The organism is Methylopila sp. Yamaguchi, from assembly GCF_002897035.1.
GTDB lineage: Bacteria > Pseudomonadota > Alphaproteobacteria > Rhizobiales > Methylopilaceae > Methylopila.
Genome location: NZ_BAUX01000007.1, coordinates 83,625 through 97,558 on the forward strand (window position 1 = coordinate 83,625; position 13,934 = coordinate 97,558).

Here is a 13,934-nt window from a genome sequence, read left to right on the forward strand (position 1 = left end):
GCGACCGCGGACCCCGCGGTGGCCGATGAGGTGGCGGTGCTGCGGGCGCGGCACCCCAAGCTCTACGTCATCGTCGCCGCCGCGACCGACGATCTCGAGGCTCGGCTGGCCTGTTACGAGGCGGGAGCCGACGACTGCCTCGCGCCGCCGTTCGCGCCGCGCGAGTTCGCGGCCAAGCTGGCGGCGCTCCGCCGCCGCCGTGCGGCCGGCGACCCGATGCCTTTGCTCGCGGGCTACGTCGCGCGGCTCGACGTCGGCGCCCTCCTCCTGCGCGCGGACGGCCGAAGCCGGAGCGTCACCAAGCGCGAGGCGGACCTGCTCGTCCTGCTGGCCCGGTCGGCGGGCGCGTCGGTCGCCCGCGAGGACGTGCTGCGCAAAGCCTGGGGAGCGCCGGCGCGCATGACGCCGAACTCGGTGGACGTCTATGTCGGCTACGCCCGCCGCAAGCTCGAGTTGCTCGGCGCCGACGTCACCATTGAGACCGTCCGCGGCGTCGGCTTCCGCCTCGCGCCGCGCGCGGCTCAGGCGACGGGAAGCGTCTCGCGGAGCGACCGCTCCTCATAGGGCTTCGGGATGATCGCGACGTCAGCGAACCGGTCAGGAATAAAGACGCCTTCGCCGTAGCCGGTGGCGAAGATGAACGGCATGCCGAGCTGCTTGAGGTGATCGGCCAGCTCGAAGCTGGTCTCCCCGAACAGGTTCACGTCGAGTATCGCCGCGTCGAAGGCCATCAGCGAAAGCGAGCGCCGCGCGTCGAGCACGCTCGCGGCGACCTCCACCGTCGCGCCCGCGCCCTCCAGCGTGGTCTGCGCGTCGAGCGCGATCATCATGCTGTCCTCGACCAGCAGGAGCCGCTTGCCGCGCAGGTTCGCCACGACGCGCGGCAGCGGCGCCGCCTCCTCGCGCCAGGCGATCTCGGTCGCATGGCCCGGCGGCAGCCGGAAGGTGGCCCGCAGACCTTCCGCGTTGAGCGCCAGATGCGCTTCGCCCTTCAGCTCGAAGGGGATCGTCTGCTCGATCACCGTGGAGCCGAAGCCGCGGCGCGTGGGCTTTTCGACCCTCGGCCCGTTCCGCTCCGCCCAGCTCAGCTCGAGCGCGCCGGAGGGAAGCATGGACCACGCGATGGCGATGCGACCCGCCGGAACGCTCAGGGCGCCGTACTTGGCGGCGTTGGTCATCAGTTCGTGCACCACAAGCGCGAGCGCCTGGTACGCGCGCGCGTCGAGCTTGACCTCGGGGCCGCTCAAGATCACCCGCTCGCGCACGTTGGAGGTCCAGGCGAGGGCCTCGGCCTCGAGCAGTTGCCGGAGCGGCGCGGAGCGCCATCCGGACTGGATGAGCTGATCGTGCGCGAAGCTGAGCGCGCGCACGCGTCGTTCGATGTCGAGGGTGAAGCTCTCGACTGACGTCGCGCTCGACCGGCTCTGGCGCACGAGCGAGCTGATCACCGCCAGGATGTTCTTCACGCGGTGGTTCAGCTCTGCAATCAGTATTGCCTGCTTCTCCTGCGCCGCAACCCGCTCGCGGTGGATCATGTCGGCGCGCCGCAGGATCACCTCCAGCAGCGAGATCCGGAGGGCGTCCGCAATCTGCCTTTCGCCCTCCAGCCACGGGGCGGATCGGCCGCGCACCAGTTCGCTCCAGGCCTCGAAGCTCTTCCGCGGGCTGATGCGCCCTCCGGCGGCGTTGGGCTCGGCCGGCTTGTTGGGATTTCCGCCCCAGGTCAAGGTGCGCACCAGTTCGCGGCGGAACAGCAGGACGAAATCGGCCGGAAGCCGGGAGAACGGAATCGCCAGCACGCCGGCGACCGCTTCGGCGTGCTTGTGGGCGTTCGGCAGAGAGCTGGCCAGATGGTCGGTCACGAAGGCCGATCCGTCCCCGCGGGCGGCAAGGAAGCGGATGATCTCGACGAGGCCCTCCTCCGGCGGCACGTCGCCGACCGTCTGGAGCTTGCCGTCGGACCACACCGCAAGGCCGTCGCAGGGGATCATGGCGCGCAGCTGGTCGCTGAACTTCGCCAGATTGTCGAAGATCGTGTCTTCCGGCGCCATGGTCGCGAGAAGCGTGTCGAGCAGCTCGCGCGAGCGGGCCGTGTAGCGGAGAGTCTCCTCCTGCTCGCGGGCCTCGAGCTGGATCGACAGCACCTGGCCGAACAGCTCGATCGCCGCGCAGACCGATCCGCTCAGCCGCCGCGGCGCGTCGTGGTGGCATGCGATCAGCCCCCAGAGCTCGGTCCCCCGCATGATCGACACCGTCAGGGTGCCGAGCGTGCCCATGTTGCGCAGGTACTCGATGTGGAGCGGCGAGACGCTGCGCAACGTGGCGAGGCCGAGATCGACGGGACTGCCATCCGCCCGCAGCGCCGGCACGAGCGGGCTCGGGACATAGTCAATGTCGGGAATGAGCCGCAGAAACTGCCGCTTATAGAGCGCGCGCGCCTGGGCCGGGATGTCGGACTCGGGATAGCGCAAGCCGAGATAGGGCGAGAGATCGCCGCGCAACGCCTCGGCCGCCACCTCGCCGGAGCCGTCCTCCAGGAATTTGTAGACCATCACCCGATCGTAGCCCGTCACGCTGCGCACCTGCTGGGCGGCGAGCGCGAGGAAGCGCGGGATGTTCGGCGAACGCTTCAGGCTGCCGATCATGGCGCGCACGAGCGTGCTCGGGTCGACGAGGCCGGTGTCCGCAATGTCGCTCGAGGTGAGCTCGATGAAGGCGAGATTGTCTTGCGCGTGGACGGCCACGTCGCAGCGACCGAGCGCCGCGAGGTCGGTCTCGCGCGCCGGCAGCCGCTCCGGCGTGCCGGAGATCATCGCGACCTGAAGCGCGTTGCGGGCGTCATGGATCAACTGCGCGGGGAGCACGGCGGCCAAAGGCTGGCCGATAAGCTCCTCGATCCCGTTCAGCCCGAGCGCGGCCGGCGCGTTGGCCGAGACATGGCTGACGATCCACGCGGGCAGCGCGCAGGCGATCAAAATCCCATGCGGCTGGATCGATCCCGGGATGTGGATCGGCTCGCGTGCGCAGGTCGAGAGATCGACGGCACTGGGGTCGACGGCGTTCAGGGTCGCCGCCTGCGGAGCAAAAGGGCCACGCGATGCTCTTTCCGGGCGCTAAAGGCGCCTTCTGATTGCGGGATGCGGCGGATGCGCGAACGTTCAAAGGTCGCCGCCCATGTTAGGACGGCAATCTGCCACCGTGGGCGGCGACACCCTATGTCAAATGACATTGACCGTTCGGAACTGCTTTTCCCTGCCCCGTCGCGATTTCTTTCAGGTCCCGCGGTAATCTGCAACCACAGAGATCATCCGCCGTATCGCTCCGTTCGCACGGAGCCCGGCGGCGCGCCTCCCGAGAGCGCCGCCTCGGCGGCCGCGTTCACGAACGCGTTCGAGCCGCAGACGAACACATGCCGCGCGGGCCCGGGCCATCCCGCAGTCGCCGCCCGGACGGATGCGGCGTCCACCCGCCCGGCGCGATCAAACGGTCCATGAGCGGACTCACGCGACAGAAGGAAAAGGATCCCAAGCGAGGGATCGGCCGCAGCCAGCGCCAGGAGCTCCTCGCGGTAGGGCGCCTCGGCCGCTGTGCGGGCGCCGAGCAACAGCGCCGCCGGCGTCCGATCGCCGCGCGCGGCGCGATGGCGGACCATGGACATCAGCGGCGCGACGCCGGAGCCCGCGCCGATCAGCAGCAGCGGTCCACCGTCCTCGACCGACCAGACGAAATGGCCGCCGATCGGCCCGCGCAGATCGATCGCGTCGCCGACCTCCGCCACCTCGTGGAAAAAGGGAGAGACCTCGCCGTCGTCGAGCTTCTCGATCGCGAGCTCCAGCCGATCCGGCGTCTCCGGCCCGGAGGCGATCGAATAGCTGCGCCGGGCCTGGTAGCCGTCGGGCGCGGTCAGGCGCAGATCGACGTGCTGGCCGGCGCGGAACCGCAGCGGCGGGTCCAGGCCCAGCACGACGCGTTTCACCCGGGGCGTCAGCGGCGCGGCCTCGACGATCGTCGCCGAGCGCCAGCCGGAGATCCGAGGCGCGTCTGCGAGGCTCACGCGTCGTCGTCGTAGCGCTGCTCGCGCCACGGGTCGCCGTACATGTGGTAGCCGCGAAGCTCCCAGAAGCCGGCCTCGTCGCGCTCGGTGAACTGGAGCCCGCTCACCCACTTGGCCGACTTCCAGAAGTAGAGGTGTGGCACCAGCAACCGCGCCGGGCCGCCGTGGTCGGGCGTGAGCGGCGCGCCGTCGTAGGCCGTCGCGATCATCGCCTTGCCGCCGACAAGATCCGCGGTCGGCACGTTGGTGGTGTAGCCGTCGAACCCGTGGGCCAAAGTGAAGCCGGTCGGCGGCGCGAGACCGACGGCCGCAAGGACGTCGTCGATCAGCACGCCTTCCCAGGCGGTGTCGAGCTTCGACCAGGTGGTGACGCAGTGGATGTCGCGAACGTAGGACGTCCGGGGCAGCGCGGAGAACTCCTCCCAGCTCCACTTGGCGACCGGCCGCGGACCGACCTTCAGCGTGAACGACCAATCCGCCAGCGCGATCTTCGGCGTCGGACCTGCCGACAGCACGGGAAAGTCCGTGGTCAGCGCCTGCCCCGGAGGGGTGCGCGCCGCGTGATCGTCCGGCGTTCTCCGCCCCGTGAAGCCGCGCGTCGCCATGAGGTCCGCTCCCGCTGTTCCGGCCTCATTCTGGTCCGCGCTCCCTGCGCCGCGCAAGACGCGAGGCGTCAGCGCGCCTCGAACCCGGCTCCGCTCAGCACCGCCTTGCGGACGAGGTCCTGCAGGGTGGTGACCTTAAGCTTCTCCTTCAGGCTGGAGCAGGTGTTGGCGACGGTCTTGTAGCTGACGCCGAGCGCGTCCGCGATCTGGGCGTAGGACTTGCCCTCGCCGAGCAGCGCCAGAGTCTGCAGCTCACGCGCCGTGAGATCGCTACGCTCCGCCCGCGCCCGCGATCCGAGCAGCGCGACCTGCACCGCCATGTCGTGGGCGATGTAGGGCTGGCCGCGCCGCACCTTCTCGATCGCCTCGAGGAAGGTCCGAGGCCCGGTGTCCTTGGCGAGGAAGCCCGTCGCGCCGGCCTTGAGCGCCCGGCTGGCGATCACCGGGTCGCCATGCATGGAGAACACGAGGATTGGCGTGTGGTCGTCGTGGACCCTGAGGCGCTTGATCAGCGAAAGGCCCGCGAGACCCGCCCCCCGGATGGCGAGGTCGACGATGATGAGTTCGGGTTTGGCGCGGCGGTAGAGCTGGAAGCCCGCGAGCGCGGTTCCGGCTTCAAGCACCTCGCCGAACCCCGCGTCGAGCAGCACGCGCCGGCAGCCCTCCAGCACGATCGGATGATCGTCGATGACAAGGGCGGAACTCATGACGGGCATCCTTGCGGGCGGGGGAGGCGACGGGAACGAGCGGCAGCGCGACCTCGAGCGTCGCGCCCCCGGGCCGGGAGTGCAGGCGGAAGCGTCCGCCGAGCGCCTGGACGCGCTCGCCCAGACCGACGAGACCGAAGCCTTCGCGCGCGCCGTCCGCGACGCCGGCGCCGTCGTCGCGGACCGAGATCAGCACCGCGGGCTCGCCCCGGGCGTCCGGTTCCTCGCTCAGCCGCACGTCGACGCGCGAGCAGGCGGCGTGGCGCAGGGCGTTGGTCACGCCCTCCTGGACGCAGCGATAGACCGTGAGGTCCACCACCTCGCCGTAGCCGGCCTTCAGCCCCTCGGCGTCGAGGGCGAAGGCGCGATCGGGATGCAGCCGCTCGAAATCGGCGATCAGCCCGCCGACGACGTCGGCCAGCGGAGCCTCACCGAGGGCGATCGGGCGCAGGCTGCGCAGCAGCCGCACGTTCGCGCTCGAGAGCCGCTCCGACAGCTCGATAACGGTTGCGATTCGCTCGCCCGCCTCCGGGCCGAGGGCGCCGGCCGCCACCCCCGGCGCGACCGCGCGCTCGAGCGAATCGAGGTTGGCGCGCAGGCCGAACAGGCAGGGGCCGAGCTCGTCGTGCAGCTCCTTGGCGATCCGCCGGCGCTCGTCGTCCTGCAGGGTGATCATGCGCCAGGACAGCCGCGCGTTGGTGGCGCGCTCGGAGCCCAACGCCTCGGCCAGCCGGTTGAAGCGGTCGGTCAACGCCGCGAGCTCGCGGCTCGCCGGCGTCGGCAGCGGACGGTCGAGCCTGCGCCGCTCGAGATCCGACAGTCCCTGCGCCAGCGCGCCGAGCGGCGCGAGCACGCGGGCGAGGGCTGCGGCGAACACCGCGAGGCCGAGCGCGTTGAGCGTGACGAACAGCGCGGCGAGCGACAGCAGGTCCTCCCAGACCTCGGCGATCTCGTCCGCCGCCTCGCCGTGGATGACGACCTCGCCCTCGCGCTCGCCGTCGATGAGCACGGGCACGACGCGCCGCTCCGGCGGCGGGGCGATCAGCGCCGCGAACCACGCCGGCGGCTCATCGCCCTCGCCGTGCGCGCTTTGGGCCGGACGGGTCGCCACCTCGCGGCCGGCCTCGTCATAGACCACGATGCGCACGTGCCGGACGCCGGGGAGGGCGACCTGCACGTCCGCGATCGAACGCAGCCGGCCGAGATCGCGCTGCAGGCGGATCAGCGTCTCCCGCACGAAGGGCTCGGCGATCTCGAGCGAGGCTGCGATCTCGACTCGCGTCGCCTCGCGCGCGTTGATGACGGTGACGACGCCGGCGGCGAGGCAGCAGGCGACGTCGATCGCCGCGACGACGCCGAGGATCCGGAGGCGGAGCGAGCGCGCGGCCGGCGCCGGGCGCGCGAAGGCGGCGAGGCGGGCGAAACGGACGGTCTGTTCGCTCACGGGGCGCCGTCGCCCTCCCGGGCCGTCGGCAGCGGCTGACGGCGAAGCGCCGCCACCGCCTGCTCCCGGCTTGCGCCGCCAAGACGGGAGGTGACGTAGTGCTGGCAAGTTTCTCCGAAGCCGGCGCGCTCCTGCTCCGCGCCCTCCGCCACCGCCACCATGTCCTCGATCACGGCGCGCGGCGAGATCGCGACTCCGCGCTCGCCCAGCATCTCCTGCACCTGCACCGCCCGGTTCGCGATCATCCGCGGGGCCTCGGTGAAGCGGTGGTCAGCCTCCGCGATCAGCCCGCCGATGACGGCGACCTCCGGCGCGTCGGGCGCCACGTCGCGCCTGGCCTCCCGGCTCGCGAGCCAGCGCGCCAACGACACCTTGTCCCTCACTTCGATCCAGCGCCGCTCATGCAGCGGCTGCTCGCGCGTCAGCGCCGCGACCACGTCGCGCGGGGGCGCCTCCGTGGCGGGCTCGTCGCAGCCGGTGAGACAGATGATCGCACCGATCGACACGACGACAGCTATTCTCTTAATAAGTGAATATTGAGACATGCTTGTTTTTACTGCCGTTTCGCCTCGAAAATGCGGCTAAACGTTGGTCTAATGCACGGTTAGCAGCGTCGCCACCCCGACGAAAGCCGCGCGGTCGTCGCACCACGCGGAATGCCTCACTTCCCTTAGAGAACTGAGGTTCCTTCAGTTTTGAAGGCTTTCCCAAGGCGGCGCGAGGCTTGCCGTCGCTCGGTAGGCGCACAGGGAAAACTTCCCGTCCGATTTTTCCATATTCGCCAAAGACAGTCGTCGCGTCTTCGGAAAGAGTTGCGCCGCTGCAGAACGCAAGAAGCGCTCCAGGCGCCAAGTAAAAGGCGGCGAACCTCAGGGATTGTCGGCCTTATGCGCGTCGCAGCGCGCCGCGGAGACGTCCGGCTCAGGGCGGCCCGCACCTCAGAACGGGAAACGCAAGGGGTTTCACATGATCAACCTTCGAACGTCCGTGTCGGCGTTCACGCTCGCGGCGACCGCCGCGGTCGGACTGGCTGCGACGACGCTTCCTGCGTTCGCCAACGACAAGCTCGTCGAGCTGTCGAAGAGCGATGCGAACTGGCCCATGACGGGCAAGAACTACAGCGCGCAGAACTATTCACCCGCCAAGCAGATCACGACCGAGAACGTCAAGCAGCTGAAGCCGGCGTGGGCGTTCTCCACCGGCGTGCTGCACGGCCATGAGGGCACGCCGCTCGTCATCGGCGACAAGATGTTCGTGCACACGCCGTTCCCGAACACCACCTTCGCGCTCGACCTCAACGAGCCGGGCAAGATCGACTGGCAGCACAAGCCCAAGCAGGCCCCGACGGCCCGCGCGGTGGCCTGTTGCGACGTCGTGAACCGCGGCCTCGCCTATTGGCCGGGCACCGGGAACGGCGACGCGCTGATCCTCAAGACCCAGCTCGACGGCCACATCGTGGCGCTGAACGCCGAGACGGGCGCCGAGGTCTGGAAGATGGAGAACTCCGACATCAAGGTCGGCTCCACGCTCACGATCGCGCCTTACGTGGTGAAGGACGTCGTTCTGGTCGGCTCCTCGGGCGCCGAACTTGGCGTGCGCGGCTACGTCACCGCCTACGACGTGAAGACCGGCGCCCAGAAGTGGCGCGCCTACGCCACCGGTCCGGACGAGGACATCAAGCTCGCCAAGGACTTCAACAGCAAGAACCCGCACTACGGCCAGTTCGGCCTCGGCACGAACAAGACCTGGGAAGGCGACGCCTGGAAGATCGGCGGCGGCACCAACTGGGGCTGGTACGCCTTCGACCCGGACACCAACCTGTTCTACTACGGCTCGGGCAACCCGGCGCCGTGGAACGAGACCATGCGTCCGGGCGACAACAAGTGGACGATGACCATCTGGGGTCGTGACATCGACACCGGCGAGGCCAAGTTCGGCTACCAGAAGACGCCGCACGACGAGTGGGACTACGCCGGCGTCAACGTGATGATGCTGTCGGAGCAGAAGGACAAGCAGGGCAAGCTGCGCAAGCTGCTGACCCATCCGGACCGCAACGGCATCGTCTACACGCTCGACCGCGAAGACGGCACGCTCATCTCGGCCGACAAGCTCGACGACACGGTCAACTGGGTGAAGCAGGTCGATCTGAAGACCGGCATCCCGGTCCGCGATCCCGAGTTCGCGACCCGGATGGACCACAAGGCGACCGAGATCTGCCCGTCGGCCATGGGTTACCACAACCAGGGCCACGACTCGTACGATCCCGAGAAGCAGCTGTTCTTCATGGGCATCAACCACATCTGCATGGACTGGGAGCCCTTCATGCTCCCGTACCGCGCCGGTCAGTTCTTCGTCGGCGCGACCCTGTGGATGTACCCCGGCCCGAAGGGCGATCGTCAGGGCTTCGAAGGTCTCGGCCAGATCAAGGCGTACAACGCCATCTCCGGCAAGTACGCCTGGGAGAAGATGGAGCGCTTCGCGGTGTGGGGCGGCACGCTCGCGACCGCCGGCGACCTGGTGTTCTACGGAACGCTCGACGGCTTCATCAAGGCGCGCAACTCGAAGACCGGCGACCTGCTCTGGAAGTACCGCCTGCCTTCCGGCGTGATCGGTCACCCGATGACCTACACGCATGACGGCACCCAGTACGTCGCCATCTACTACGGCGTCGGCGGCTGGGCGGGCGTCGGCCTGGTGTTCGACCTGACCGATCCGACGGCCGGTCTCGGCGCGGTGGGCGCGTTCAAGAACCTGCAGAAGTACACCCAGATGGGCGGCGGCGTGCAGGTCTTCTCGCTCAACGGCAAGAACCCCTACGACGACGTCAACGTCGGCGAGTGGGTCGGCAAGGGCGGCTGATCCGCCCTCGCCTGAACGACAGAAGGCTCCGCCGGCGGGACGTTCCGCCGGCGGACGCCGCCAAGACCTTCCACCGCACGATCGACGGCTCAAAGAGGACGCCCCGGCCCGCACGGCCGGAGGACAACACCGTCCCGGCCGCTGGGAGAGACGATCATGAACCACCGCTTCGCCGGACAGGCCCGCGCCGCGCTGTTGTCCGCAGCCGCCCTTTTCGCCCCCGTTTCCGCGGCGTCCGCCGCCGAGCCTCCGCTCCGCATCTGCGCGTCGAGCGTCGAGGCCCCCTACTCGATCGCCAAGGCCCAAGGTTTCGAGAACAAGATCGCCATCGTGCTGGCCAAAGCCATGGGCCGCGAGGCGCAGTTCGTCTGGTCCGACAAGCCGGCTATCTATCTGGTGCGTGACCTCCTCGACAAGAACGCCTGCGACGTGGTGTTCGGCGTCGATTCCGAGGACGAGCGGGTGCTCGCCACCAAGCCCTACTTCCGCACCGGCTACGTGTTCGTCACTCCCGCCGACAAGCCGGAGATCGGCTCGAGCTGGGAGGACGCGGCGAAGCCCGAATACAAGACCTTCGCGGTCCGGTTCTCCACCCCCGGCGAGCTCATCGTGAAGCAGGCGGGCAAGTACGAGGACAACCTCTCGTACAATCTCTCGCTGGTGAACTTCGAGGACAAGCGGAACCGCTACACCCAGGTCCCGGCCGACAAGCTGGTGAACGAGGTGGTGAACGGCGACGCGGACGTCGCCATCGCCTTCGCCTCCGACGTGGCGCGCTACGTCAAGGCGTCGTCGAAGCCGCTGCGCATGACCATGATCCGGGACGACTTCAAGCGCTCGGACGGGCTCAAGATTCCCCTGCACTTCGACCAAGCGATCGGCGTCCGCAAGGACGACGCGGGGCTCCTCAAGGAGCTCAACGCCGCGATCGACAAGGCGAAGCCCGAGATCGACGCCGTCCTGAACGACGAGGGCGTTCCCTCGCTCCAGCCCAACGGCTGAGGCGACGTCGATCGCCGACTTCAAAAGGTGAGTGAGTTTCTAATGATCAAACGCAACCTGCTGATGGCGGGGCTCGCCGTCGCCGCGCTGGGCTTCGGCGCGCTGGGCGCCCAAGCCGCCATCGAGCTGCACAACACCGTGACCGGCGAACCGCTGAACCTCGACGACGCCGGCCCGGAGGGGCGCGACACCGAGGCGTTCAAGCAGTTCCTCGAGACCGGCAAGAATCCCTACAACAAGGAACCGAACTGCCTCGCCAACGGCGAGCAGCTGTTCCTCAGCATGTGCTCGGGCTGCCATGGCCATGTGGCCGAGGGCAAGATCGGGCCCGGCCTCAACGACAACTACTGGACCTATCCGGACAACAACACCGACAAGGGACTGTTCGAGACCATCTTCGGCGGCGCGTCCGGCCAGATGGGACCGATGTACGGCGCGGTGAACCCGGACCAGATGCTCCAGATCATGTCCTGGGTGCGCCACCTCTACAAGGACGGCCCCGAGGACGCGAAATGGCTGGACGACGCCGAGAAGGCGAACTTCAAGCCCTACGACGGCCATTCGCACGCGCCCAAGCCGGACCCGGCGAAGACGCCCGAGGCCTGCAAGCCCAGCGAATGACAGAGATCTCCGCCGGCGGGCCGGCGCGGGACGGGGCGCGCACGCGGCCATAAGCGGGCCGCCCCTCGGTTGGAAAAACTGCCTGCAACACCTCAAGGAGGATCAGCTCATGAAGATCGCCGCTCTCGGACGGGTCGCCGTCGCCGCCGCCATCGCCTCAGCCGCGCTCGCCGTTCCGGCGCTCGCCTACGACGGGACCAACTGCAAGGAGCCCGGCGTGTGCTGGGAGCCGAAGCCCGGCTATCCGGCGAAGAACGAGATCAAGGGCTCAAAGTACGACCCCAAGCACGACCCGAAGGAAGTCAACAAGCAGTCGGCTTCGATCCAGGCGATGGAGGAGCGCAACAAGAAGCGCGCCGACAACTTCGCGAAGACCGGCAAGTTCGAATACGACGTCTCCAAGATCGGCAACTAACCAGCCGGAACGTCTGATCGACGCCAATCCCGTGCGGTTCGAGCGCGTTCGGACCGCTCCCTCTCGTCGTCGGGGCGGGTCTCTCCGGCCGCCCCTTCGGGATGACGACAAACCTGACGGCCGCCGGCGGCGGGGCGAGGTCTTGAAAGGCTTCTTCCCGCGCGGCGGCCGCCTTTTCCCGGACGCGAACCCGTAAGGTCCGACCCGCATGGCGCACCCCTCGATCGCCGGCATCCGCAACGAACCCGCCGGCGCCGCTTCGCTTGAGCGCTGGCGCGAACAGGCCCTCGCCTTCGAGGCGGAGGTCGGCCGCGCGGTCGTCGGCCAGCCGCATGTGGTGCGCCTGCTGACCATCGCGATCTTCGCCCGCGGCCACGTGTTGCTCGAGGGCGACGTCGGCGTCGGCAAGACCACTATTCTGCGGGCCGTCGCCCGCGCTCTCGGCGGCCCGTTCGAGCGGATCGAGGGAACGGTCGACCTGATGCCGACCGACATGCTCTACACCGCCTTCGTGGACGACGCCGGCAAGCCGCGCGTGGAGCCCGGCCCGGTGCTGCACCACGGCGAGAACCTCGCCGTGTTCTTCTTCAACGAGATCAACCGCGCCCGCCCGCAGGTGCACTCGCTGCTGCTGCGGCTGATGGCCGAGCGCAGCGTCACCGCCTTCGGCAATGAGTGGTCCTTCCCCCACCTGCAGGTCTTCGCCGACCGCAACCGGGTGGAGAAGGAGGAGACCTTCGAGCTGCCCGCCGCGGCGCGCGACCGCTTCCTTATGGAGATCGGCGTCGAGACGCCGACGGACGTCGAGACCCGGCGCGAACTGGTGTTCGATCCGCGCTTCCACGACGTCGACCGGCTGATCGGGAGCCTCAAGGAAGGCGTGCTCGACCACCGCGGGCTCGGCGAGGCCGGGCGCGCGATCCAGGAAACGATCACCACCAGCCCGACGCTGGAGACCTACGTTCTGGCGCTGTGGGACGCGATCCGCGCGCCGTTGAGCGTCGGGATCGCGATCGACGGCGTCGACATGGCGCGGTTGATCCAGGGCGGCGGCAGCCCGCGTGGCGTCGGCGCGCTGGTGCGCGCGGCACGGGTGCGCGCCTGGCTCGAAGGCCGCGCTATGGTGCTGCCGGAGGACGTGCGGGCGGTGTTCAACCCCGTCATGGCGCACCGCATCTTCCTCGATCCGATCTACGAGGCGCGGCGCGACCGCATCGTCGCGGCCCTCTGCGCGCAGGTGTTCGAACGGACGCCGGCGCCATGAGCCCAGCGCCGGCCCGCGACGGACCTCCACGGTTCGATCTGCCGTACCGGCTGTTCGGCCGCGCGCGGGGCGTCTCGCCGGGCGGCCACAAGGCGGTGGGCCAAGGCGCGAACGGCGCCTTCCTGCGCCACGCCTCCTTGCTGGAGCAGCCCGACGCCCGGCGCATCGACATGCGCGCCTCGCTGCTCGATCCGTTCGGCGGCCTCAAGGTGCGCCGCTTCGAACACCGCGCCCGCATCGACGTGTTCGTGGCGCTCGACCTCTCCGGCTCCATGTCCTTTCGCCGCGACGGCGAGGGCGAGGATCCCGTGGCCGACCTCTGCGCCGCGATCGCCCACGCCGCGATCCGCAGCCATGACCGCTTCGGGCTGATCGCCGCAGGGCCCGAGCCCCGCGCGGAACTTGGCGTCCGGGCCACCGCCCGGCGCGGCGTGCCGGACGAGCTCTGGCGGCGGCTGAGCGCGGAGCCCGGCGCGGGCCGGGGCTCCGGCGGGCTGCGCGCTGCGGTCGAGGAGCTGCCGCAACGGCGCGCGCTGGTGTTCGTGGTTTCGGATTTCCTCATGCCGCAGGCCGAGATCGAGGACTTGCTCGGCGCGCTGTGGCGCCACGACGTCGCGCCTGTCGTGGTGCGCTCGAGCGCGGTCGAGGCCCCGCCCCCGCGTTTCGGCTTGGTCGAGACCCGCGACCTCGAGACCGGCCGCCGCCGCCTGCTGGTGATGCGCCCTTCGTTGCGCGACAAGTGGATCGCCCACGCACGCGCCCGCCGCGCGGCGCTCGACGAGTCCTTCCGCCGCTTTGGCCGACCCGCTTTCGACCTCGTGGACCGGTTCGACCCTGACGCCTTCGCCGACCACCTGCTGACGGGGGGCGCGTGATGGACGGGCCCTATACGTCAGAAAGGCGAGCCCCCCTCACCCGGCCCTGCGGGCCGACCTCTCCCCGCAGGGCAGAGGCGAAGGCAAG

At 69.4% G+C, this 13,934-nt stretch carries 13 protein-coding genes; 7 read left to right on the forward strand and 6 right to left on the reverse strand.

What is annotated here, in order from left to right:
• Window positions 1-18 precede the first annotated feature (18 nt).
• Entirely contained in the window at window positions 19-564 is a 546-nt protein-coding gene (locus METY_RS09895; RefSeq protein WP_244593587.1) for a response regulator transcription factor, read from the forward strand.
• Here the strand turns inward: METY_RS09895 and METY_RS09900 are convergent.
• The 6 genes from METY_RS09900 to METY_RS09925 form a co-directional block, all read right to left on the reverse strand.
• The gene (locus METY_RS09900; protein ID WP_255400862.1) at window positions 522-3,065 is read right to left on the reverse strand and encodes an HWE histidine kinase domain-containing protein; all 2,544 of its coding nucleotides are present in this window, start codon (window positions 3,063-3,065) and stop codon (window positions 522-524) included. The genes METY_RS09895 and METY_RS09900 overlap by 43 nt on opposite strands.
• A gap of 239 nt (window positions 3,066-3,304) precedes the next feature.
• Window positions 3,305-4,054 (reverse strand): FAD-binding oxidoreductase, encoded by a 750-nt coding sequence (locus tag METY_RS09905; protein WP_103121226.1) that lies wholly within the window; start codon window positions 4,052-4,054, stop codon window positions 3,305-3,307.
• Window positions 4,051-4,659 carry a sulfite oxidase-like oxidoreductase gene (locus METY_RS09910; RefSeq protein WP_103121227.1) on the reverse strand — a complete coding sequence of 203 codons (609 nt, stop codon included), beginning with the start codon at window positions 4,657-4,659 and terminating at the stop codon, window positions 4,051-4,053. Before METY_RS09910 ends, METY_RS09905 begins: the two co-directional genes overlap by 4 nt.
• A gap of 68 nt (window positions 4,660-4,727) precedes the next feature.
• Window positions 4,728-5,366 carry a response regulator transcription factor gene (locus tag METY_RS09915; RefSeq protein ID WP_103121228.1) on the reverse strand — a complete coding sequence of 213 codons (639 nt, stop codon included), beginning with the start codon at window positions 5,364-5,366 and terminating at the stop codon, window positions 4,728-4,730.
• Window positions 5,275-6,810, reverse strand: coding sequence for an ATP-binding protein (locus METY_RS09920; RefSeq protein ID WP_103121229.1), 1,536 nt, complete (start codon window positions 6,808-6,810; stop codon window positions 5,275-5,277). The genes METY_RS09915 and METY_RS09920 overlap by 92 nt, the downstream gene beginning before the upstream one ends.
• A complete protein-coding gene (locus METY_RS09925) occupies window positions 6,807-7,316 on the reverse strand; it encodes a hypothetical protein (RefSeq protein ID WP_244593589.1) in 510 nt (169 codons plus the stop codon). The genes METY_RS09920 and METY_RS09925 overlap by 4 nt, the downstream gene beginning before the upstream one ends.
• A gap of 460 nt (window positions 7,317-7,776) precedes the next feature.
• On the opposite strand from METY_RS09925, the gene METY_RS09930 reads away from it, so the two are divergent.
• The 6 genes from METY_RS09930 to METY_RS09955 all read left to right on the forward strand — a co-directional run bounded on the left by METY_RS09930 (window position 7,777) and on the right by METY_RS09955 (window position 13,846).
• Entirely contained in the window at window positions 7,777-9,669 is a 1,893-nt protein-coding gene (locus METY_RS09930; RefSeq protein WP_103121230.1) for a methanol/ethanol family PQQ-dependent dehydrogenase, read from the forward strand.
• 156 nt (window positions 9,670-9,825) lie between these two features.
• A complete protein-coding gene (moxJ, locus tag METY_RS09935; protein ID WP_103121231.1) occupies window positions 9,826-10,671 on the forward strand; it encodes a methanol oxidation system protein MoxJ in 846 nt (281 codons plus the stop codon).
• Window positions 10,672-10,713: 42 nt separating this feature from the next.
• Window positions 10,714-11,292, forward strand: a complete 579-nt coding sequence (gene moxG / locus METY_RS09940) for a cytochrome c(L), periplasmic (protein WP_200819647.1) — start codon at window positions 10,714-10,716, stop codon at window positions 11,290-11,292.
• A 109-nt stretch (window positions 11,293-11,401) separates the two neighbouring features.
• Window positions 11,402-11,707, forward strand: a complete 306-nt coding sequence (locus METY_RS09945) for a methanol dehydrogenase [cytochrome c] subunit (protein WP_200819648.1) — start codon at window positions 11,402-11,404, stop codon at window positions 11,705-11,707.
• Window positions 11,708-11,915: 208 nt separating this feature from the next.
• Window positions 11,916-12,971: an AAA family ATPase gene (locus tag METY_RS09950; RefSeq protein ID WP_244593590.1), complete on the forward strand. Its 1,056-nt coding sequence runs from the start codon at window positions 11,916-11,918 to the stop codon at window positions 12,969-12,971.
• Complete coding sequence (locus METY_RS09955) at window positions 12,968-13,846, forward strand: DUF58 domain-containing protein (protein WP_244593591.1); 879 nt, start codon at window positions 12,968-12,970, stop codon at window positions 13,844-13,846. Before METY_RS09950 ends, METY_RS09955 begins: the two co-directional genes overlap by 4 nt.
• Window positions 13,847-13,934: the final 88 nt, after the last annotated feature.